The 22,616-nt window shown below is 47.0% G+C and carries 23 protein-coding genes, 2 rRNA genes and 1 pseudogene; 22 read left to right on the plus strand and 4 right to left on the minus strand.

Annotated elements, in window-relative coordinates:
• The first annotated feature begins 12 nt into the window (after positions 1-12).
• The 6 genes from ctaD (at position 13) to ACETMN_RS03180 (ending at position 4,856) form a co-directional block, all read left to right on the plus strand.
• Positions 13-1,863 (plus strand): cytochrome c oxidase subunit I, encoded by a 1,851-nt coding sequence (gene ctaD / locus ACETMN_RS03155; RefSeq protein ID WP_373419873.1) that lies wholly within the window; start codon positions 13-15, stop codon positions 1,861-1,863.
• Positions 1,860-2,486, plus strand: coding sequence for a cytochrome c oxidase subunit 3 (locus ACETMN_RS03160; protein ID WP_047840264.1), 627 nt, complete (start codon positions 1,860-1,862; stop codon positions 2,484-2,486). The genes ctaD and ACETMN_RS03160 overlap by 4 nt, the downstream gene beginning before the upstream one ends.
• A 3-nt stretch (positions 2,487-2,489) precedes the next feature.
• Positions 2,490-2,810, plus strand: coding sequence for a cytochrome C oxidase subunit IV family protein (locus ACETMN_RS03165; RefSeq protein WP_036613178.1), 321 nt, complete (start codon positions 2,490-2,492; stop codon positions 2,808-2,810).
• A gap of 108 nt (positions 2,811-2,918) precedes the next feature.
• A complete protein-coding gene (ctaG, locus tag ACETMN_RS03170; RefSeq protein WP_091018638.1) occupies positions 2,919-3,851 on the plus strand; it encodes a cytochrome c oxidase assembly factor CtaG in 933 nt (310 codons plus the stop codon).
• Positions 3,852-3,877: 26 nt separating this feature from the next.
• The gene (locus ACETMN_RS03175; protein WP_105601398.1) at positions 3,878-4,342 is read left to right on the plus strand and encodes a DUF420 domain-containing protein; all 465 of its coding nucleotides are present in this window, start codon (positions 3,878-3,880) and stop codon (positions 4,340-4,342) included.
• Between the two features lie 142 nt (positions 4,343-4,484).
• Positions 4,485-4,856, plus strand: a complete 372-nt coding sequence (locus ACETMN_RS03180) for a hypothetical protein (protein ID WP_036613171.1) — start codon at positions 4,485-4,487, stop codon at positions 4,854-4,856.
• A gap of 110 nt (positions 4,857-4,966) precedes the next feature.
• Here the strand turns inward: ACETMN_RS03180 and ACETMN_RS03185 are convergent, their stop codons facing one another.
• Positions 4,967-5,296 carry a hypothetical protein gene (locus tag ACETMN_RS03185; RefSeq protein WP_091018642.1) on the minus strand — a complete coding sequence of 110 codons (330 nt, stop codon included), beginning with the start codon at positions 5,294-5,296 and terminating at the stop codon, positions 4,967-4,969.
• 209 nt (positions 5,297-5,505) lie between these two features.
• Here ACETMN_RS03185 and ACETMN_RS03190 point away from each other — a divergent pair, with 209 nt between their 5' ends.
• The 9 genes from ACETMN_RS03190 to ACETMN_RS03230 all read left to right on the plus strand — a co-directional run bounded on the left by ACETMN_RS03190 (position 5,506) and on the right by ACETMN_RS03230 (position 16,744).
• Positions 5,506-6,219 carry a hypothetical protein gene (locus tag ACETMN_RS03190; protein ID WP_143786554.1) on the plus strand — a complete coding sequence of 238 codons (714 nt, stop codon included), beginning with the start codon at positions 5,506-5,508 and terminating at the stop codon, positions 6,217-6,219.
• An 89-nt stretch (positions 6,220-6,308) separates the two neighbouring features.
• The gene (locus ACETMN_RS03195) at positions 6,309-6,698 is read left to right on the plus strand and encodes a GntR family transcriptional regulator (RefSeq protein WP_036613231.1); all 390 of its coding nucleotides are present in this window, start codon (positions 6,309-6,311) and stop codon (positions 6,696-6,698) included.
• Positions 6,699-6,713: 15 nt separating this feature from the next.
• Positions 6,714-7,610: an ABC transporter ATP-binding protein gene (locus ACETMN_RS03200; protein ID WP_091018646.1), complete on the plus strand. Its 897-nt coding sequence runs from the start codon at positions 6,714-6,716 to the stop codon at positions 7,608-7,610.
• A 20-nt stretch (positions 7,611-7,630) separates the two neighbouring features.
• Positions 7,631-8,533, plus strand: a complete 903-nt coding sequence (locus ACETMN_RS03205) for an ABC transporter ATP-binding protein (RefSeq protein ID WP_091018672.1) — start codon at positions 7,631-7,633, stop codon at positions 8,531-8,533.
• Positions 8,526-9,821, plus strand: a complete 1,296-nt coding sequence (locus ACETMN_RS03210; protein WP_091018648.1) for an ABC transporter permease — start codon at positions 8,526-8,528, stop codon at positions 9,819-9,821. Before ACETMN_RS03205 ends, ACETMN_RS03210 begins: the two co-directional genes overlap by 8 nt.
• Positions 9,822-9,941: 120 nt before the next feature.
• Complete coding sequence (locus ACETMN_RS03215; RefSeq protein ID WP_091018649.1) at positions 9,942-10,124, plus strand: hypothetical protein; 183 nt, start codon at positions 9,942-9,944, stop codon at positions 10,122-10,124.
• A gap of 133 nt (positions 10,125-10,257) precedes the next feature.
• A complete protein-coding gene (locus ACETMN_RS03220; RefSeq protein WP_091018651.1) occupies positions 10,258-11,478 on the plus strand; it encodes a TraB/GumN family protein in 1,221 nt (406 codons plus the stop codon).
• 541 nt (positions 11,479-12,019) lie between these two features.
• Positions 12,020-13,553 (plus strand): 16S ribosomal RNA (locus ACETMN_RS03225).
• A gap of 333 nt (positions 13,554-13,886) precedes the next feature.
• A 23S ribosomal RNA gene (locus tag ACETMN_RS03230) occupies positions 13,887-16,744 on the plus strand.
• Together the 16S and 23S rRNA genes form the textbook arrangement of a ribosomal RNA operon.
• Before the next feature lie 460 nt (positions 16,745-17,204).
• Here the strand turns inward: ACETMN_RS03230 and ACETMN_RS03235 are convergent.
• The 3 genes from ACETMN_RS03235 to ACETMN_RS03245 form a co-directional block, all read right to left on the minus strand.
• The gene (locus tag ACETMN_RS03235) at positions 17,205-17,354 is read right to left on the minus strand and encodes a hypothetical protein (RefSeq protein WP_411735729.1); all 150 of its coding nucleotides are present in this window, start codon (positions 17,352-17,354) and stop codon (positions 17,205-17,207) included.
• Positions 17,355-18,114: 760 nt separating this feature from the next.
• The gene (locus tag ACETMN_RS03240; protein WP_411735730.1) at positions 18,115-18,459 is read right to left on the minus strand and encodes a hypothetical protein; all 345 of its coding nucleotides are present in this window, start codon (positions 18,457-18,459) and stop codon (positions 18,115-18,117) included.
• Between the two features lie 252 nt (positions 18,460-18,711).
• Complete coding sequence (locus ACETMN_RS03245; RefSeq protein WP_411735731.1) at positions 18,712-18,837, minus strand: hypothetical protein; 126 nt, start codon at positions 18,835-18,837, stop codon at positions 18,712-18,714.
• Positions 18,838-19,129: 292 nt separating this feature from the next.
• Here ACETMN_RS03245 and ACETMN_RS03250 point away from each other — a divergent pair.
• The 7 genes and pseudogenes from ACETMN_RS03250 (at position 19,130) to ACETMN_RS03280 (ending at position 22,335) form a co-directional block, all read left to right on the plus strand.
• A pseudogene (locus ACETMN_RS03250) lies at positions 19,130-19,860 on the plus strand (class I SAM-dependent methyltransferase).
• A gap of 546 nt (positions 19,861-20,406) precedes the next feature.
• Positions 20,407-20,670, plus strand: a complete 264-nt coding sequence (locus ACETMN_RS03255) for an RNA polymerase sigma factor (protein WP_411735732.1) — start codon at positions 20,407-20,409, stop codon at positions 20,668-20,670.
• A complete protein-coding gene (locus ACETMN_RS03260) occupies positions 20,654-20,830 on the plus strand; it encodes a hypothetical protein (RefSeq protein WP_411735733.1) in 177 nt (58 codons plus the stop codon). Before ACETMN_RS03255 ends, ACETMN_RS03260 begins: the two co-directional genes overlap by 17 nt.
• A 3-nt stretch (positions 20,831-20,833) precedes the next feature.
• The gene (locus ACETMN_RS03265) at positions 20,834-21,016 is read left to right on the plus strand and encodes a hypothetical protein (RefSeq protein ID WP_411735734.1); all 183 of its coding nucleotides are present in this window, start codon (positions 20,834-20,836) and stop codon (positions 21,014-21,016) included.
• Positions 21,017-21,125: 109 nt separating this feature from the next.
• Positions 21,126-21,272 (plus strand): hypothetical protein, encoded by a 147-nt coding sequence (locus ACETMN_RS03270; protein ID WP_411735735.1) that lies wholly within the window; start codon positions 21,126-21,128, stop codon positions 21,270-21,272.
• 98 nt (positions 21,273-21,370) lie between these two features.
• Complete coding sequence (locus ACETMN_RS03275) at positions 21,371-21,511, plus strand: hypothetical protein (protein WP_411735736.1); 141 nt, start codon at positions 21,371-21,373, stop codon at positions 21,509-21,511.
• A gap of 464 nt (positions 21,512-21,975) precedes the next feature.
• On the plus strand, positions 21,976-22,335 hold the full coding sequence (locus tag ACETMN_RS03280) for a DUF523 domain-containing protein (RefSeq protein ID WP_411735737.1): 360 nt from the start codon (positions 21,976-21,978) through the stop codon (positions 22,333-22,335).
• The last annotated feature ends 281 nt before the right edge of the window (positions 22,336-22,616 follow it).

Here is a 22,616-nt window from a genome sequence, read left to right on the forward strand (position 1 = left end):
TACAGGGGCTTGATGGATTGGATCACCACCGTCGATCACAAAAAAATCGCCATTCTTTATTTGGTTGCGGGTGGATTTTTCTTTGGAATCGGCGGCATTGAAGCCATTTTGATTCGGATTCAACTGATGAAGCCTATGAATGATTTTGTATCGGCACAGGTCTTCAACGAATTGATTACAATGCATGGAACAACGATGATTTTCCTTGGTGTCATGCCACTTATTTTTGCCATTATGAATGCTGTCGTGCCTTTGCAGATCGGGGCACGGGACGTTGCTTTCCCGTTTCTTAACGCGTTGGGTTTCTGGACATTCCTGTTTGGTGGATTGTTGTTGAACCTGAGCTGGGTTATGGGCGGAGCACCAGATGCGGGCTGGACCTCATATACGCCGCTTTCGGGCAGTGAGTACAGTGGAACGCATGGTGTGGATTTCTACACCATCGGCCTTCAGATCGCGGGTCTGGGAACGCTCATCGGGGGCATTAACTTTCTCGCAACGATTATTACAATGCGTGCTCCAGGCATGTCCTACATGCGGATGCCGATGTTTACATGGACGACATTTATTACATCTGCCATTATCCTTTTTGCTTTTCCTGCCATCACGGTAGGGCTTGTACTTTTGACGTTTGACCGTATACTGGGAGCGAATTTCTTCGATGTCGCAGGTGGCGGTAACCCCGTACTCTGGCAGCACATCTTCTGGATCTTCGGGCACCCGGAAGTATACATTCTGATTTTGCCGGCATTTGGTATTATCTCGGAGGTTATTCCGACCTTCTCGCGTAAACGGTTGTTCGGATACAGCTCCATGGTATTTGCCACCATCCTGATTGCCTTCCTGGGCTTCATGGTATGGGCGCATCACATGTTTACAACAGGTCTGGGTAATGTAGCCAACGCGCTTTTCTCCATCTCCACGATGTTGATTGCCGTACCTACCGGGATCAAAATCTTTAACTGGCTCTTTACGATGTGGGGTGGACAGATCCGCTTTACCGCGGCAAACCTGTTCGCAGTTGGATTTGTTCCAACCTTCGTTATGGGTGGTGTTACAGGCGTTATGCTGGCATCTGCTCCGGCAGACTTCCAGTTCCATGATACGTACTTTGTTGTAGCCCACTTCCACTACGTTATTGTAGGGGGACTTGTACTTGGATTGTTCTCGGGACTGCATTACTGGTGGCCGAAGATGTTCGGACGTATTCTCAGCGAAACACTGGGCAAATGGACGTTCTGGACATTTATGATCGGTTTCCAATTAACGTTCTTTGTACAGCATTTCCTCGGTCTGATGGGGATGCAGCGCCGGATCGTTACATACTTGCCGAATCAGGACTTTGACCTGCTCAATCTGGTCAGCTCCGTCGGGGCATTTCTGATGGGTGTGGGAGTTATCTTATTCCTCGCGAACATCGTAATCACCATGAGAAAACCGGCTGGCGCGCCAAACGATCCGTGGGAAGACGGCCGTACACTGGAATGGTCTATTCCATCTCCGCCGCCGGAATATAATTTCAAGCAGACGCCGCTGGTACGCGGAATTGATGCATATTGGAAGGAAAAAATGGCAGGACATACGGAGATGACACCGGCAGAACCGGTAGGTTCGATTCATATGCCTTCAGCAACGCCGTTGCCGTTTGTAATGTCAGTAGGTATCTTTATCGCGGGACTTGGCTTGATGTTCAGCAAGGATGAATTTGGTAATGCATTTATGAATGTCATTTTTAACAATTATATTGTAGTTATTATTGGTCTCGTAATCACATTTGGCGCAATGGCACTTCGTTCACTTTATGATGATCATGGCTGGCATATTGAACCGGAGGATCAGGATGAGAAGGGGGCTAGAACATGACAACCTCACATGCCGAACCGGTGAACGACAAATTGCCGCATGAACCGGAGAAAGCAACGCTGGAAGGCCGTAACAAGCTTATCGCCTTCTGGTTGTTCCTTGGCGGCGAGACGGTACTGTTCGGTACACTCTTTGCTACCTTCCTGGCTCTTCGTGGCCAAACCAATGATGGACCTACGGCGAATGAGCTGTTCCACCTGCCACTTGTGGCCGCTGCAACGTTCATTCTCCTGGTCAGTAGTTTGACAAGTGTATTTGCGATTCAGGCCATGCATAAGGGCAAGCGAGATGCACTAGCGTTGTGGCTTGGCATCACGGTAGTACTGGGTATGGGATTTCTCGCCCTGGAAATTTACGAGTTCTACGAGTATGTGAAACATAAAGAGTTTGGCATGACCACGAGTGCATTCAGTTCAGCATTCTATACACTGGTCGGGTTCCACGGAGCCCACGTTGCTTTTGGTATTGTGTGGATCGGAATCATTATCGGTCAGCTGTTTAAAAAAGGATTGACGGTCGTAACCGCACCTAAAGTATACGTCTCCGCAATGTACTGGCACTTTATTGACGTGGTCTGGGTGTTCATCTTTACGGTCGTGTACCTGCTCGGAAAGGTGGGGTAGCACATGTCGGCACAGGATAAGACAGATCAACAGCCTGTGAAACACCGTCACCGGACGGAAGGGCCACAGAAACACGTCGTGGTGTTTATCTTCTCCATTATTCTCACGCTGATTGCGTTTGCGGCTGCTTCTGCCGGAGGGGTCAACACAACCTTTATCATTATTATTTTGCTCGTCATGGCTATTCTTCAAGTATTCGTTCAATTGGGTTATTGGATGCACTTGAAGGACAAAGGGCACTTGATGCCGATTCTGTTCATGGCATTTGGCTTTTTCGTAGCCTTTACGTGCATCATTATGGCACTCTATTGGGTCTGGTGGTAAAAGAGATGGCGGCGGCGCAATGCCGCCGTCTTTTCCCCTTTGTGGCGAATGAATCTTCACAACGAAATGAAGGCAACAACCAAATCAGGTCACGGGGAGGTTTCCCGTATGCTCGGGTTGCAATATTTTAGTTTCAACGATTTATGGAGTCCGCTTATATTGGCTTTATTTCTGATCATTGCTGCGGCTTATTTGGTGCTTGTGGGACCGTTAAGCGAGCAAATAAAGGATGCAGAATCTGCGACTGCTGCGCAGAAAATCATGTTTATTACGGGGCTGTTTGTCCTGTATCTGGCTCAAGCTGGACCATTTAATTTGCTTGGTCACGTGATGTTTAGCTTCCACATGGTGAGCATGGCGTTCTCCTATCTGGTAGCCCCGCCGCTGATGATGAAAGGTTTGCCGATCTGGGTATGGCGCAGAATCGTACGCTGGTTGCCTACACGCCAACTATCGTTCCTGGCTCATCCAATTGTTGCGGCAGTGCTCTTTAACGGGCTGTTCTCGCTGTATCACCTACCGATTGTACATGATTACGTCATGCTGAATTTTACCGTTCACCGGTTGTATTATATTGCATTGTTCATCACCTCGATGCTCATGTGGTGGACATTGCTAAATCCATTACCAGAAGGCAGACAAGCATCGGGGTTATCCAAGATCGGTTTTATTTTTCTGAATATGGTACTGCTCACCCCTGCGTGTGGATTGATTATTTTTGCGGCCGAGCCGTTGTATCAGACGTACAGCAACCCGGCCGTATGGGCTGAAGCCATGCGGTATTGTGTGTCTGGAGATTCTACGGCATTACTTCGCTCATTCGGTGGGCCTGCGTTCTTTAACTTCCTGTCTTCTGCGAAAGAAGATCAGCAGGTCGGTGGCATTGTAATGAAGTTTATTCAGGAAGGAATCTTTGCCTCCATGCTGGCCTATGTCTTTTTCCAATGGTATCGGAAAGAGAAACAGGAAGATGATGATGACTCGTATCCTGCAGGGGGCGCAGGGGGGGCCGCTCAATCCGGCTGCCAAATAATGAAGTAATGTTCTGACAAGAGGGGGAACACACGATGGATATGTATTTTTGGCTACCAACGATCAGTACTTCTTTCATTGTGATTAGTGCAGTACTGGTGGGAATTGGATGGGTACTGATTATTCAGGGTAAACGTGAGGCTCATCAGTCCGCCATGGTAGCAGGTGCGATTGCAGCTCTAATCTTCTTTGTGATCTATATGTCTCGTACAGTGTTCGTGGGCAATACAGCTTGGGGCGGGGACCCGGATCTGGAGATCTTTTATCGGATATTTCTGATCTTTCATATCATCCTCGCTACCGTGGCAGCGATATTCGGCATCTCCACACTGGTGCTGGGGTTCAAAAAGAAGTTCGGAACACATCGTCGCTGGGGCAAGTTCACGTCCATGATCTGGTTCGGTTCAGCGCTAACAGGTGTTGTTGTGTATGTTCTTTTATATCTCTTATATCCTGGTGGGCATACACGTCCGGTATGGGAAGTTATCCTCGGCGTATAAAAGTAGAGATATAACCTCCTGCTACTCGGGCGTGCGTCACTATAACCTTCTAAAAATATGAAAATGGACGAATCTAGTAGATGATTCGTCCACGCTTCCTCTCTCATTCATTCATAGAATGAGTTCGAGAGGGGGAAACAAAATGAAAAAAACAGTCAATGTCAGTCAAACGTATCCACGTCTTACCGTGTATTCAGAAGAGAACTACAGAGGGAGAAGCCGCATCTATCGTGGCAATACGGGGCTCCGCAACCTGGACAATATTTTGGATGGGGTGGAGAGCCTGCGCTTTTTCTCAACAAGTTCCAATGCAACACTGGTTGTGTTTACGCGTCCTAACTTTCAAGGTGGATTCCGTGTCTTCCGAGGCAACACCAACTTGAGAGATTTGGATGATCTGATCCGTGGCAATGATGTGGAATCCCTGATCTCCACCAATCAACGGTTAACGCTGGCTCAGATTCGCGCAATCCGCAGGGATCGCAGTCTGCCTAGTGGCTATAACCTCGTTTAATCGTAAGGCCTCTTCTACTAACAGGTGCTAGAGAGCGGCAAAGGGCTGTACCCGAATTGTGTTTACACAATAACGGGTACAGCCCTTCTTTTGTGATTGGGGAATGATGTTTAATCCCCGCCACCCCCACTGTCTCCGCCGCCACTATCCCCACTGCTGTCATTGCTGCTACCACTATCGCTGTTGTGATGAGAATGTGTGTCTGATGAAGAATCCGACTCATGATGTTTGTGATCCGGTGTGTGCCTGGAATGTCGATCGTAGGAGTCATCTCCTGTAATGACCGGATATCCCGAAGCAGAGTCGGTATAACCGTTGTTACGGCGGATGCGGTGTCTGCCTTTTTTGGCAGAATGACGATGAGGCTCATCCCGGAGGACCAACCAAATTACGACGATAAGGAAAAGGAGGACAAATCCGATCTCTACCAGCCAATCCATAGCTGTAACCTTCCTTTCTTTGATTCATTACTATAATTTATTTTAACGTAAATTCGTACTGTGTCCCATCCCGTCTTCCTGATTCAGGAAAATTAGGGGTTGACGGGATCAGAATTCGGTCTGTATACTGTGTATATTGATATATACAGTAAACACAGTGATCACAGTGCGCAAGATGAGTGAATGACAGGTGAAAGGCAGGCATGCATATGAACGAATGGAAGCAGGCGTGGTGGTTGACCCGCAGCCAGATGAATAAGGATAAGCTCCAATGGCTATGGTCTGCAATATTCATGATATACACTGGCGGCATGAGCGGTGTGATGTTAGTAGGACAACAACAGACAGATTTCATTAATCCAGTAGTGGATTCCTTCTTTTTGATTATGTTGCCATTTCAAGGATTCATGTTCTGCAGGCGCTCCTTCCGTTACATACAGGAGGATTCCTATACGCAGATGTTGGCCTACTATCGAAGAATTCCGATCCCTGAACAAGTGGTGATGTGGTCCAGGCTACAGCAGTCTCTGATGGCGTTTACGTACAATGGGATCTTTTTCTACGGATCGTTATACGTGGTTAACCTTCATACCGAAGGATTCCGATGGGATCAATATCTGGCTTTTAGCTTGACCTGTACAGGTTATGGACTTTTGGTAACGGGATTATATATTTATGGAGAGTTTCTGAACAGTGGCAAGAAATACTTGGTTCTCAGTACACTTTTTGTACCCATTGCGATTGGCATATCCTTATTGATTCGAATGTCAGGCAGTTACGGCTTTCGAATGGTGATGGATGCAAGTAAATCATGGGGGCTGCTTTCCCCGATCATGTGGATTTCTCTGGTGACTGGTGTAGCGGTATTATGGCTGTTTAGTCGTTTTACGCTGAAGAAGTTGGTTCATCGGGATTTGAATTAAAATGAGAATTGAGCTTATGTACGAATACAGGATGAAACCGGCACGGTCAGGTAACAGACTGGAGTGTACCGGAGGGCGAGGTGCAAGATGTGAAAATACCCATTCAAATTAATGAAAATAGCGCTGAACCTTTATACCACCAAATTGAAAATCAGTTAAGATCGTTGATAATTACGGGTCAGTTGGGGGAGGGAACACATTTACCGTCCATTCGTGAGTTCGCCGGCGCACTGAATTGCAGTGTTATTACGGTTAGACGGGTCTATCAGGATCTGGAGAATGAAGGCTTGCTTCGTACGAAGCAGGGGACAGGTACATTTGTGGCCCAGGTAGAAGCCGGTGACAGAGAAAATTATAGATTAAAGGCTGCACAGGAAGCGATGCAGGCAGCGGTACAGTCCGGGAAATCGGTAGGCTGTACGGAAGAAGAGATGGAGAGCCTGTTCCGGGAAGTCCTGAAGGCTATTTACGTGAAGTAAGGGAGTGATTCATACGTGGAACCCATAGCAATCCAGTTGAACGGCGTATCCAAAATGCGAAAACGCAGAGTTATTGGCCCAATTGATCTGACCATCCCCGAAGGGTATATAGTCGCTATTCTCGGTCACAACGGTTCAGGCAAAAGCACCCTTCTTAACATGTTACAGCAAGTGGTGCTGCCAGATGCTGGACAGATTATATGGTTTGGTCAGGAACATGATGGGCCACTTCCCATTGAACTGAGACAACAGATTGGTTTTGTAGCAGATAACGCTGGTTCAGAAGAGAACCGGATAACAGCACAGGAAGCAGCTCATTTCCGGGCGTACTGGTACCCGCGTTGGGATATGAAGTTGTTCGACCAACTGATTCAGGATATGGAAGTACCTATTGATGTGAAGCTGAACAAGATGTCAAAGGGAGAACGGCGAAAATTTGAGATTGCAGCTGCAATTGCAGCTCGCCCAAGACTATTGCTTTTGGATGAGCCTTCATCAGGACTGGACCCCTTTGCCTGGAAAGTGATGGTTGAGCAGTTCCGTACCTTCATGGCGGGGGGAGACACCACGATTCTGATTGCCACACATATTGCAGACGAAGTCAAAAGACTTGCGGATTACATCGTATTGATGCACCGTGGTCAGTCACTGGGGATGGCCGAGAAAGATATGGTGCTCGATCAGTGGAAAGAAGTCTGGTATGAAGGAGATTTAAGGCCAGAAAGTATTCCTGGTGTTGTGGAATCTTCTTTGGAAGAGGGAGGTCTGGTTCGCGTAATTACAACCCGGGTCAGCGAGGCGCAGGAGAGGCTGGAGCTGTCCAATAACCGGGTATTGAAAATCCGTAACTTGGAATTGGATGAAGTGCTGGCATTCTGGATTGCCGGGTATGCACCCGTACAGTGGAAATAACCGAAGGGAGACGATAAATGATGAACCGATTGGAATTGAAGCAAGTCGTCAAGCAATATGCAGACAAAACAGCCGTTAATGGAGTCACGCTCAATGTAAAAGAGGGGGAGATTTACGGACTGCTCGGAGCCAATGGTGCAGGTAAAACAACAACAATGCGTATGGTGCTTGGACTGATTCACCCTGACGGAGGGAATATCCTGTACAACGGCAAGCCCTATAATACGGAGCTGCAACAGATTATGGGTTATCTTCCGGAAGAGCGCGGATTGTACCCGAAGGTGAAAGTCAGCGAACAGATTAATTACCTGGCACGACTTCGTGGCATGAATGGTAAGGACGCAGATCAGAGTCTCAAGTACTGGCTGAATCGGTTTGAGGTACCTGAGTATTACGATAAGAAGATCGAGGAGTTGTCCAAAGGCAATCAGCAGAAAATGGGCTTTATCGCAGCCGTAGTGCATAGACCGCAGATTCTCATTCTGGATGAAGCGTTCAGTGGACTGGATCCTGTGAACGTGGAATTACTCAAGTCCACCGTCAAAGAATTGCGTGACGAAGGTACGGCCATTCTGTTCTCAACACACCGTATGGAGCACGTTGAAGAGTTGTGTCGTCAGATCACCATTCTGCATCGTTCCAACACGGTGGTTCAAGGAGAGATCAAGGAAATCAAGAGCCGGTATCCGCGTGAACAGGTATTCCTGGGTACGATTGGTAGTGTGGAAGGACTCGAACAGTTGTCTGGTGTGAAGAAAGTCGAGCGGAATGAGCGTGGGTACCTGATACATATTAATCAGGTGGAAGCGGCTCAAGAGATTCTGAGAACAGCCATGACTCAGACGACAGTGGAACACTTTGAACTGAAGGAACCAACGCTTAACCAAATCTTTATTCGTGAGGTAGGTGAGTCGAATGAATAAAATGGGAACGATTACGGGTTTTACATTCAAAAACAAAGTTAAAACGAAATCATTCATGGTAACGACCATTGTACTTGCACTTTTAATTTCAATCGGACTCAATGTTCCGTATTTCATTACTTTATTCAACGGGGGTCCCATTGGCGGAGCTTCCAGCAGCAATCCTGTAAATATCGGTCTTCTGAGTACAGGGCAGCCTGAAGTTTCGGAGAAACTGGAGAGTTTCTCTGCGGCTCAAGGAGATCAGGCCTATCGATTCATTGCCAGTGGTGACAAAGATGAAGCTGCTCTTGCGGCGGATGTGGAAGCAGGACTTACCGATGGTTATCTGAAGTTTGAAGCTGTTTCCGGGCAAGAGTTCCCGCAGCCCATTCTATATTCAGCAGAAGACGTATCACCTCAGATCATTGCATCCATTGAAGCTGCTTTGCAAAGTGTGAAGCTGGATGTGGTTGTGAAGGATGTACTCACAGCGGAGCAGAAGGAACTGATTACAACACCTGTGAAGCTCACCGAGCAAAGTTTGAGTACGGATGAGAGCGGAGCAGGTACTGAGTCTGAAGGTGCAATGAGCCCGATTAACTATATTGTGGTGTACTTGCTGATCATCTTGCTGTTTACCTCAACGATGATGACAGGTAACATGATTGCCTCTGAGATCACAGCTGAGAAGAGCTCGCGTATTATGGAGATTCTCATTACGAGTGTATCCCCGCTCAGTCAGATGTTTGGTAAAATCATCGGTATTTTCATGGTGGGCATGCTGCAAATCGGGATCTTCGGAGCGGTGGTTGCCGGAAATATCTTACTACCGCATAACCGTGCAGTGTTAGGTGATTTCAATATGAATCTGAGTGATGTGAATATTGCGGTTATTGTGTATGGACTCATATTCTACATTCTGGGCTACTTCCTGTATGCCGTGTTGTTCGCTGCCATTGGCTCAATGGTAAGCCGTACGGAAGAACTCGGTCAGGCTGTTCTGCCGATTACGATGTTGTCGCTTGTTTCCTTCTATATTGCGATCTTCAGTATTTCTACACCGAACATTCTGTTGTTGAAAATCGCAAGCTTCATTCCATTCACGTCGCCGACCGCGATTCTGGTTCGAATCGGCGCAGGAGTTGCGCCAACTTGGGAGATTCTAACGTCCTTAGCGATTCTCATTGTATCCATTATCATCTTCGGATGGCTTGCAGCCAAAATCTATCGCACAGGTGTGCTGATGTACGGTAAACGTCCGACCTTTAAGGAATTGTTTAAGGCCATGAAGGCTTATAAGATCTAATATAGTTTATTCAGTTCTACGACGACGCTACGCATTGATTTTTTAATGGAAATATAGGTTTCTTACATTGATCCATTACAACTATAAAAAAACAAAGCACATATGTGGAGGGGATTAAATATGATTAATCAATTAAATACAAAGTCTTATAAGTTAATGAGCACAGGAGTAGTTGTTCTGTTGTTAGCATCAGTCATAAGTGGAGAAGGTTCTGTAGTGAAGGACGCAGTTCAAGGGGCGATGATGGGAGCTGGAGCTATTTTTGCAGCTGTAGGTCTCTGGATGGCTGGCAGCAAAAAGTAATGAAAAAATAAACAAAAAACAGGTGCTACTCTAAAGATGGGTGGCACCATTTCCACCTTTATCCGTAGTATCTAAGTATGTCCATTCTATCAAAATGATTGGCAACTATATTCAATAAAGGAGAATACATAATATGAAGAATTGGAAACGCACGCTATTATCTCTTACAATCTCGGTAGGTTTGCTCGCATCTGCGGTACCGGCAATGGCAGCTCCTCAGGGAACTTCCGTAAAGGTCAATGATCATGCGGTGAAATATGCTACAGGAGCACCGATCCTGGAGAAAGGTACAACATTAGTTCCACTGCGGACTACGTTGGATGCTATGGACGTGAAGCTAACAACTGCGACAGATGATACGATCACGGCTGTAGTAGATGGTAAAACAATTACACTCAAAAGTAAACTTACGCGCATCAACGGTGTAACGTATGCACCGATTCGCATCGTTGGTGATGCAGCGGGTTATGAAGTACGCTGGGATGCTGCAACGCGCACAGTACTGTTGGTATCCAAGGGCGGAGCAAGCGAAACTGCTCAAACCGGTGGACGCGGCTTTATGTGGGAAGTGGAGAGTAATGGAAACACGGTATATCTGGTAGGGTCCATGCATATTGCTGATGAGAGCTTTTATCCATTACGTCCGGAGTTTGAAGAAGCCTTTGCGGAAGCTGACTATCTCGGGGTAGAGATTGATATTAGCAAAGCCGCTGACGAAGAGCAGCAAAAGTTAGTTCTAAGTCTGGGCTCGTATCAGGATGGAACAACATTGAAAGATCATATTTCCAGTGAAACGTATACTAAGCTGGGTGATGTATTGATGAAAAATGGTCTCGAGTCTAACGCCTTGGATGCGTTTAAGCCTTGGGTAGTAGAGAGCACACTTGCAAGTTTGAAGTCCACAACGGCAGGATACGAAGCGTCAGCAGGAGTGGATCTGTATTTCATCCAGAAAGCGATCGAGCGAAAACTTCCAGTTATTGAGTTGGAGAGTTATCAATCTCAACTTGGCATGTTTAACGACTTTTCCAAAGAAACACAAGAGGAAACACTTAAAGCGACAATCGAAAACTTCGACGTATTGGATAACAGTGTGAAAGAAATGGCTGAGATGTGGAAAACGGGTAATGACGAGCAATTACTTGAACTGACAAACAGCTTCTCCACTAATGAGGAATATAACAAAGCAATGCTGGTTGATCGTAACATTGGTATGGCGGACAAAATTGATGGTTACTTGAAAAACGGCAAAGGCGAGGAGTACTTCATTGTTGTTGGCGCGGCACACTACCTGGGTGATCACGGCATCGTGAAACTGCTTGAGGATAAAGGATATAAAGTAGAACGGAAATAAATATAGATTACTATAGAAGGTAACCCTTTCGTCTCGAATATGAGAGTTGAGAGGGTTGCCTTCTTATATATAGAAGAAAGACAGATTGAATAAATAAGATTAAGCTGCAGGATAATACAATTCAACTTAAGAGTTATGGTAGGTTGAAGGTCCTTAATATGGTTAGATCGTGGTTTTGATATGTTTTGAAATTAACTCTTTACAAGTGTGTGTTCTACATGGTATATTATATTTCTGGCCGAAAAAAACACGAGATACACGGTGGGGCAAGCGGTTGAAATAAGCTTCGAAAGAAACTTAAAAAAAGAGCTTGCAAAGTTGGTTCGGACATGATATTATATAAGAGTTGCTGAAGAGAACAACTTTCGGTAGCGAAACAAGTTTGATCTTTGAAAACTGAACAGCTGAAGTGAGTAAACATTCTGCTTGCAGAATGAACGCGAAAGTTGAAACAAACGCTTGGCTTGGATCGACTGGAGCACAATGAGATTTTTAATCTCGTCAGATTCAAAATGAGCTTATCGCTCTTTTCAATATACTTTTATTGGAGAGTTTGATCTGGCTCAGACGAACGCTGGCGGCATGCCTAATACATGCAAGTCGGCGGGTTGATGGGGGCGGCTTCCTTGATACTTAGCGGCGGACGAGTAACACGTAGGCAACCTGCCCTCAAGTTTGGGACAACTACCGGAAACGGTAGCTAATACGGAATAATTTGTTTTCTTCGCCTGAAGGAAACTGGAAGAATAATCTGTCACTTGGGGATGGGCCTGCGGCGCATTGGCTAGTTGGTGGGGTGTTAATGGCTCACCAAGGCGATGAGTGGCCGACTGAGAGGGTGATCGGCCACACTGGGACTGAGACACGGCCCGAACTCTACGGGAGGAGGCGACAGTAGGGAATCTTCCGCAATGAGCCGAGCTTTGACGGAGCAATGCCGCGTGAGTGATGAAGGTTTCCGGATCGTAAAGCTCTGTTGCCAGGGAAGAACGCTGGAGGTAACTGCTCTCAAGGTGACGGTACCTGAGAAGAAAGCCCCGGCTAACTACGTGCCAGCAGCCGCGGTAATACGTAGGGAGCAAGCGTTGTCCAGCGCTGTATTGGGCGTAAAGCGCGCGCAGGCGGTCATTTAGGTCTGGTGTTTAATCCCGGGGCTCAACCCGGATCGCACTGGAAACTGGGTGACTTGAGTGCAGAAGAGGAGAGTGAATTCCACGTGCTTGTAGTGAAATGCGTAGATATGTGGAGGAGCACCAGTGGCGAAGAGCGACCTCTCTGGGCTGTAACTGACGCTGAGGCGCGAAAGCGTGGGGGAACAGAACAGGATTAGATACCCTGGTAGTCCACGCCGTAAACGATGAGTGCTAGGTGTTAGGGGTTTCGATACCCTTAGTGCCCGAGATTAACACATTAGCACTCCGCCTGGGGAGTACGGTCGCAAGACTGAAACTCAAAGGAATTGACGGGGACCCGCACACAAGCAGTGGAGTATGTGGTTTAATTCGAAGCAACGCGAAGAACCTTACCAGGTCTTGACATCCCTCTGACGGTAGGGAATGTACCTTTCGCTGAGACAGAGGAGACAGGTGGTACATGGTTGTCGTCAGCTCGTGTCGTGAGATGTTGGGTTAAGTCCCGCAACGAGCGCAACCGTTATATTTAGTTGCCAGCACTTCGGGTGGGCACTCTAGATAGACTGCCGGTGACAAGCCGGAGGAAGGTGGGGATGACGTCAAATCATCATGCCCCCTTATGACCTGGGCTACACGTACTACAATGGCCGGTACAACGGGCTTTAAATCAAGAGATGGGCCAATCGCTATAAGAACGGTCTCAGTTCGGATGCGGGCAGCTTCGCCTGCATGAAGTCAGGTACAGTAATCGCGGATCAGCATGCCGCGGTGAATACGTTCCCGGGTCTTGTACACACCGCCGAAATCTGCACCACGAGAGTTTATAACACCCGAAGTCGGTGGGGTAACCACTGAGGCCAGCCGCCGAAGGTGGGATAGATGATTGGGGTGAAGTCGTAACAAGGTAGCCGTATCGGAAGGTGCGGCTGGATCACCTCCTTTCTATGGAGAATCGTTTCCTGCAACGGAAACATTCAAATATAAGTCTTCAGAAGCATGCTTCGGCGAGCTTACTTCGTAAAGCTTTTTAATACTCGTTGCTCAGTTTTTGAGAGCTCAAACTCTCGGCTGCGGCTTTGCTTTTTGCATGGAGCTTGTTCTTTGAAAGCTAGATATCGAAACGAAACAAACTTAATTGAAGACATTCCTTTTTAGCTGAACTTGTGTTAAACAAGTTTCAATAAAAAACGGTGAATTGCACGTACGATGGTATCGGACCAGAACTTTGGCTTTGCGCAAGCAAAACAATGAAGCGAGCAGTCGAAACCGGAGCACGAGGTTAAGCACTAGAGCACACGGAGGATGCCTGGGCGCTAGGAGCCGATGAAGGACGTGTGATATAACGAAACTGCCTCGGGGAGCTGTAAGCAAGCTTTGATCAGGGAAACCCAGCTGGGGTAATTTCAGAACCTCACAACTGAATACCTGCGTTGTGCAGAGGCATACCAGGGCTCAAACATCCTAGAAATTTCCCTGGGGAAGAGAAAACAATAGTGATTCCGTCAGGCAGGAGCGAACGCGGAGAAGCCCAAACCCGAGCTTGCTCTTTGGGGTTGTGGGACGTCTCACATGGAGTTACAAAGGAACCGGTTAAGCGAAGAGGTCTGGAAAGGCCGCCGAAAGAGGAGTGAAAGCCCTGTAGTTGAAAGTCTGTTCCCTCGAGACGGATCCCGAGTAGTGCAGGGCGTGAAACCCCATGAATCCGGCGAGGCCATCTGCCAAGGCTAAATGCTTCCTAGCGACCGATAGTGAAGCAGTACCGTGAGGGAAAGGTGAAAAGCACCCCGGAAGGGGAGTGAAGCCAGAACCTGAAACCGTGTGCTTACAAAAGATCAGAGCCCGTTTTGGGGTGATGGCATTGCCTTTTGTAGAATGAACAGCGAAAAGGTTACGTTCCCGTGCGAGGTTAAAGGTGAAGAGCCGGAGCCGCAGCGAAAGCGAGTCTGAATGACGACTCGTGCAGCTGGACGTAGACCCGAAACCGGGTGATCTACCCCTGTCAGGGTGAAGGTGCGGTAACACACGCACTGGAGGCCCGAACCCACACGCACATGTTGAAAAATGCGGGGATGAGGTGTAGCGGAGAGTTAATCAAACAAGTGTTCTGGTTCTCCCGAAGAATAGCTTTAGGGCTAGCCTCGGAAAACAGAGTCGTGGAGGTAGAGCGCAGTTGGGTGGGGCCCGCAAGGGGTTACCAAGCTCAGTCAAACTCCGAATGCCATAGACTTACTTCCAGGGAATTATTGATGCAGATGTTGTCAAAGGAAACAGCGGAAGACCATCAGCTGAGTCCCCAAGTGTGTGTTAGTGGGAAAAGGATGTGGAGTTGCAGACAGCCAAGGGATGTTGGCTTAGAAGCAGCCACCATTGAAAGAGTGCGTAATAGCTCATGGTCAGGCTGCTTTTAAATGTAACGGGGCTAAACACCACCTGAAGCTATGAAAGCACGATGCCTTCTTCATCAGGGTAGGGAGCGTTGTATAAGGGTTGAGAAGGGGTGTACCCGTAAGGAGCTGCTGGACATTATGCAAGTGGGGCATCTTATTATGAAGTAGAAAAGATCAGTGAATGCGGTCACTTGAAACCCCTGGGTTCACAGGGGAGGCTCGTCCGCTCAAGGCCAAGTCAGACCTAAGGCGGGAAATGAAAGGCGTAGTCGAGGACCAACGAGTCGAAGAAATTCCTGTACCACCGTAAGCCGTTATGAGCAATGGGGGACACCGTGGTATTGGCAGGACTGGTGGATATCCGTCTAGCGATGGGCGGGTAATGGCGACCGGTAAAAATCACATTGTAGTGGGCTTCATGTATTCAGGACAAAATTATAGTAGCGAAGGTCATGATCTCCTGCCCAACCCTCGTAAGCGGTGATGGTGCCAATTACCGCAAACCAACTGGTGAGCGAAGAAGAGTATTTTACTAAAGCGCTTGCTGGAAGAACTCTCGTTAAGGAACTCGGCAAAATGACCCCGTAACTTCAGGAGGAGAAGGGGTGCCCGGCCGTGTGGAGCTGCTGAGGGGCCACGTGTAAAAAAAGCCCAAGCGACTGTTACTTAGCTTGGAGTCAATGTGCGAAGCCATAAGGCAGTGTCTGAGCTGACATGCTGCCAGTGCTGGAAGGTTAAGGGGAGTGGTTGGGGCAATCCGAAGCTGTGAACCGAAGCCCCAGTAAACGCTTTGTGTAACTATAACGGTCATTAGCAAATTCCTTGTCGATGATTCAATACACGAATGGCGTAACGACTTGGGCGCTGTCTCAACGAAGATCGGTGAAATTTTCTTCTATGAAGATGCAGGTTACCCGCATTCGAACGGAAAGACTATGAACTTTACTACTTGTATTGGTGGGTACGATCTGTACAGGATAGGTGGGAACCTTTGAAACACGTGAGAGGCATATGCCAGCTGCGTGGAGAGCAACGTTGGGATACCACCTGATGCGTATCTAGGTTCTAACCTGGTACCACGTAATCCGGTGCGGGGACAGTGTCAGGTAGACGGTTGACTGGGGTTGGATCGCCTCCTAAAAATGCAGAGGCGCCCAAGGTTCCCCTCAGAATGGTTGGAAATGTTCGAAGAGTGCAAAGGCATAGGGAGCTTGACTGCGAGACCCCACAAGTCGAAAAAGGGGACGAATCGAGCCGTGATCCAGCGGTGGTACCACACATGGAAGGGCCATCGCTCAACGGGCCAGCTTACCTGGGGACGCAGGCTTGTCTCCCAAAGTCCCGCATCGGCGGGGAGGTTTGGCACCTCGTGTCGGCTCATCGCATCCTGGGGCTGAAGTAGGTCCCAAGGGTTGGGCTGTTCGCCCATTAAGCGGTACGCGGCGGGTTAAGAACGTCGTGAGACAGTTCGGTCCCTATCTGTCGTGGGCGTAGGAAATTTGAAGGGCGTCCTTAGTACGAGAGGACGGGATGGACGTACCGCTGTTACCAGTTGTTCCGCCAGGAGCACCGCTGGGTAGCTATGTACGGGCCGGGATAAACGCTACAACATCTAGCGTGAAGCCCACTCAAGATGAGATTTCCCAGTATGCTGCAACGGGCCAGAAGACGACGGGTAGGTAGGCTGGGGTGATGCAGCAATGCATGGGGCTGACCCATTACTAATCGGTCGAGGAGAAGCATCCAATAGCAAGTGATAATTCGCATGTTTCGTTTCGAATCTAGTTTTCAGAGAACGATCTCTGAAGCAAGCACAGCTATGCGTTTGGTGGCGATGGCGGAGGGGTTCCACACGTACCCATCGAACGAATACCGTTAAAGCCACTACAGCGCCGATGGTACTTGGACACGCAGGGTCCTGGGAGAGTAGGACGCCCTTGGTAAATCCCTGAACACACTTGATGATATCGAGGTGTGTTTTTGTATATTTTATTTTATACTGGCAAACAACTAGCTTTACAGGAATGAGACGGATTTAAAATCCATCACTTATATGAAGACTTTCGTTCAATATTATTGATCAGACTATTAATGCTGGTAGGTATGCTTCAGATGATCAACTTCTGAATCTAGCTTGTTCAATAACTTTCAGTAGAAGTTAACGTACGTTGGGATGCCATCTTTAGGTTCGGACAATTCAAGTAGTTTAGAGAAACAAAAGACGAAGCTTGGGCTCAACTGGAGAAAGTGATACGGTCCAGCAAGGACGATGAGAAGACGAAGGAGACAAAAGACCAAACAGCTTGAACAGCAGATCAACCGGGGTGAGGAGCAGATTGCACATAGAAGCTCTCAAGGATGCAGTACAGCCGTTGCTAGGCGCCACCTGCCCCAACCTTCAGCCAATGGAAAGGGAGCATAGCTACCCCTAAGGAAATTGCGAACGCAACAACGAATAGCAATAGTGATTTGATATACGTAATCTAGTTTAGGATAAAAGCAAGCCCTGCCCGATCTTTGGATCGTGCAGGGCTTGTTTATGGTTTTTGTTAGATAATTTATAAAGTCTACACACAATTTATAACGTTCCATTTATCGTCTATCAGATACCACTATCGTATCTGTTAACGTTATTCAGACTGCGACGCGTTGATTCGCTCCGGCAAGGAACGTTTCTATAGTACGTAGTTTGAAACCGCATTTCGGACAGCGGTACGGCAAGCCAGACACCCGTGACACCAAAGAATGAAGGCAGGGACTGCAATCAGCACCAAATCATGATGATCATCTCCATAGCAGCTGTGATCCAAATGTATTTGGCATTACCAACAGGTGGAAATGGATGCTCAAAAGCGGGGTCTTCCCTTAAACACACGCGCGGAAACTTGAAATGTGAAGCTATACGTAATCCGTAAACGGCATTATCATTGCATTTCTAGTGAGGATTCCAAAGATTTTGAAATAGGAGTGCACCGATCTGAACGACAAGCAATAACAATAGACCGGATGCGAGAGCCGTTTTGGTGGCTAACCGTATCGTTTGTTGTACCCGTTTAATCTGATTGGCACCGTGATAATAGCTGATTAGAGTTGGGCATGACGCCAGACCAGGAACGCTAACATTTTCCGTGAATATAGTTCAATACGGTAAAGGATGCTACACCATCCGTGCCCGCAATGGGGTCCATGGAGATATTGTGAGAGACAGAGAAGACCGATACTTCCAAGTTCGGCCAAGCTGGGGAAACCAATGAGTAGAAGGGAAGCCAGCAGTTTGTTGTTCCATTTGAACCGGTGAACGTGAGATTACTTGTTTTTGAAAAAATGGTCTTATGGACAATTAGCGCAAGAGACGCCGATACGATTAGTGTACCGAGGGCCACACCGCGTACATTCATTGCCACAAGGTTATATAATTGATGATGATATTTAGCTACAGCAAACGTAATCTGAGCGTACATGGACGTGTTGGGGGGTTCCCATCATTTCGTACAAAAACAGAGTGCATTCTCAATGGTGAAAACAAACCCGAACAACAACATGGTATTCACTTTATGGTCAGCAAGCAGGAGAAGGTCTCGGCGTTAGCACCGAGGGAGTATACCAGCTTTTCTTTGAACGTAAATGCAGTATATCCAATGGCTATCGTAACTAGCATAATCAGCATAATGGATTTGGTGAAAATTTGTTTTGGCTGATGTGATGTACTACCCTTAGCGTTGGAGTACAACGTGCCCGCCCATGCCAATCCATAGCGACATGGCAACAAAAAGCGTGTAGACAGGTGAGGCAATGCCGATCCCGGCCATCGCGGTAGAACCCAGTTTGTGTCCTACCATAATGCCGTCACGATAATAAAATTAAGAAAAACAGCTTCGGCATCCCCAATACAGAAGGCACGAGGTAGCTTATAAAAGCTTTGCCTACAGATTGCCCTTCCAATGGATACATCCAATTCATCTTCATAATGACCTCCGTTAGTAAACTGAATGTTCATTCTGTATTTAATAATACTGAACGTTCGTTCTGTATGATAACACGCCATGAATTCTCTTGGCAACTTTTTGCGTTTAAATATCGTTTATGTGGTAAGTAGGTGGATATTTATAAGGCGGCGGGAGGAATCTCTTGATGAAACAAAATAAATACGATGAAGCTGAGTTTTTTTTAATAAATACAGTAAGATGGCTCGTTCCGTTCAAGGGCTGGATGCAGCGGGGAGTGGCATGAACTGCAGACTCTTTTGCCTGATTTGAAGGACAAGCGTGTGCTGGATTTGGGATGTGGTTTTGGTGGCATTGCCGGTATGCGTGTAGACAACAAGCGAGTTCAGTGATCGGTGTAGATTTGTCTGAAGAAGCTATGCTTCAGCGTGCTCGTGAAATGACGGACGACCCGCAGATCCAGTACAAGCAGCTGGCGATTGAAGATATTGATTTTACTGCGGGGCAATTCGACGTTGTGATCGGTCCTTTGCCTTGCATTATATTGAAAGATTAGATACGGTGTACGCTAAAGATCAATGATTGTCTCGTAGAAGAGGGCACATTTGTACTATCCTCCAGGCACATCCCATCTTCACCGCTCGCGCTGCGCAGGATTGCAATTACGGACCCGAAGGTGAGATCCTGCACTGGCCGTGGATGATTACCACGATGAAGGGAAACGTGTGGCGAACTTTCTGAATCAGGACGTGGTCAAATATCATAACGCACAATGGCAACACATATAAATGAACTCATTAGGGTTTGCTATTCAAAAGGTGGCTGAATCCAAACCATCACCAGAGATGATCGAACAGGTTCCAGGCATGAGGGGCAGAGAATCGGAGACCTATGTTTTTTGATGATTGCTGCGGTTAAAGTATAACGATGAAGCCGTCCGCGTTAGACCCAAGGCGCGAAAGAAACTGAAAGTGGAGCGTTCACTAAAAACTTTCAATAAGATTTCTAACTAAGCAAACTTGAAGGATCAGTGTGTTCAGTGATATTGAACATGCTGTTTTTTTGCTACAATAATAAGAAATATTCAAAAGGGAACCAAACCACATTAGACTCAGTCATATTAAGTGAGGTGAACAACAGTTGGATGATCAATTACTGGCACAGGCTCAGACTATAGACAATTACATGGCAACGCATGATGGATGACTACGGAAACGATGTGTGGAATTACGCTTATTTCTGACCAAATGCTTGAACAGGCAGATGAACCAATCACAGGGTATTTATTCGGGCGTACTCGGGGATCGCTCATTATCGTGGAGATTTCTTCATTGAAAACCTGGCTGTTGACGATTACTAGAAACACCACTTTTTACACTCTCGAAAAATCCAGATTTTTCGTAGCAGTCTGTGGGGAGAGACGTTACCCATTGAGACAGAGCGTGGGGTTCGAGCCAAAAAGTCATGATTGCAGAGCAGCCTGCACATCCTTCGGCCGAGATGGAAGTGATGCGTAAGGAGCATATCCATGAAATCTGGGATATTGTTCTGGCGTTGCCAAAGAAGTTCCGGGAGATTCTTTTGCTGAATTTGAAATATGATCTTACGACGAGTGAGATTGCTGAGATGTTGAAAATCAGCTCAGGCACAGTAAAATCCAGACTATCCCGAGGTAAGGAGAAGGTACAAAAACAATGGGAGGAGCGAAGCAATGGAACACAAGGATGAGCAATGGAGAAATCCGGAAAAGGACCGTTTGCGTCGTCTCCTTTACGAAATCACAAGCGGGTGCTCAACAGGTGGAATGGGTGAAGAAGTCGGGAGAGGGAAGCAAAGGAGACAAGCCAGAGCAGGTCCAGGTTGTCCAGGCCGTTTAGACCGCAAGTGAAAAATGCTTCACAAGCGACGCCCTCGGGGACCTCTTGTTGCGCCGAAGCACGGGTGCGTTGGTATTGCTGCTGGATTGTTCCTATGGATCTGGGATGATGGACAGCTGGTGAAACCCGTGATCGAGCAGGTCTATCCGACAGCAGCGTTACAGTTATCCGATGGATTGAACTTCGAAATCTGCTAACCGACATAATGAAAAGAAATATTTGCGACATACGATGCGAGACGCTCTCGGTAAGCAGCTGAAGATTACGAAAGTGGAAGATTTGCCTGTGTCAAACTGCAGAATATATGTGAAGGCTGGAAATGAAAGTGAGAAAGATATGCGCAGATATGAAACCGATGCAACAACAGGAAATCTGCGTGAAGTAGGAATGAGACGTGAAATGCAGCCAAGCGAGTTGGAGCACAGAACATTTGCGTCAAGTTCCATCACATAGCCCGCAGAAATATGAGCGGTACTCCAACATGCCTGTCAGTCCAGCGTTATGTGAGTATAAACAAGGGGAAGTCGGAACCAATATCAGCGACATTAGCGTTGAAAATGAGATTTGGTTATGGGGAGAGAATTGTATGGAAACAGGACGAGGCTGTATCCATTTCAGGCGACCTTAGTCCTGATCAGGTATCTCAGGCAGTGCTGGCGGATGCCAAGCGATTGAGGGACTCTGTCTGGTAAAGCCAATCTTGATCTGGTAGGACAAGCCGAAGCAAAGATGATGAACTTGGCAGGATACAGTCTTTTTCCTTTAAAGATAACTACTTTGTCAGATGACCGAAGGAAAAGAGGGCTTGGGTTTATACGGTTGGGATTTGCCAATCATTATGAGCAAGACTTTGCAGACTGGGAAGAAATAGAGGCTTATTATCAGGAACTATATAACATACAGGAGTCTCTTCTTAGGGTGATAGGAACCTATAATTAAAGAATATTTAAAATGGATCTTCAAGCGTATAAACTTCACCCGTAATCCTGACCATCCAGGCATGGTCACATTTGAACTGGAATCGAGCAAGGATGTTTTTCAGGTTGAATACAGGGAAGATGGACGGATCCAAGATGATCACAAGAGGGGAGTTATAGGGCTTGATCTTACATGTTACAATTTACTTCATAGATGGAATAAGTATAAGGAGATAACGATGAAATATTTGGTGAGTTCATGTCTGGCGGGGGCGACTTGCCGTTACAATGGAACAGCGAGCCTGGATGAGAAGATTCAAGGGCTTGTGGAGCAGGAGCAGGCGAAGATGGTATGCCCGGAGCTGCTGGCGGATTCTCTATTCCACGGGAACCGGCTGAAATTATCGGTGGAACGGGTAATGATGTACTGGCAGGCACTGCAAAAAGTGATTGAGAAAAGAAGTGGCAAGGATGTCACAGACCTATATATCAAGGGAGCCTATCAGACACTCGAATGGGCGCGAGAATTGAATGTATCGTGTGTGGTACTGAAGGAGTTTAGCGAGGAGTCCGTCCGCTTAATTTTGAATGATCTATGATGGGAATTTTGCCAATCACAAGGTAACTGGTGAAGGTGTCACATCAGCATTGCTGCGACAAGAAGGAATACCGTCATTTCTGAAAATGAATGGATGGAGCAACTATAGGTCGCACAGATATCGTTTCATATTCACAGAAAAGCCGCTGGAATATATCCTGGCGGCTTTTCTGTTGTCTACCATTATTTTTCTCATTAAATGAATATAGTCGATTTTCCTGAATTGCTAACAAACAATATGGATACATACGATATAGATATAAGATATATAAGGCTATCTAC

Source organism: Paenibacillus sp. M2, assembly GCF_046713495.1.
Lineage (GTDB): Bacteria > Bacillota > Bacilli > Paenibacillales > Paenibacillaceae > Paenibacillus > Paenibacillus amylolyticus_B.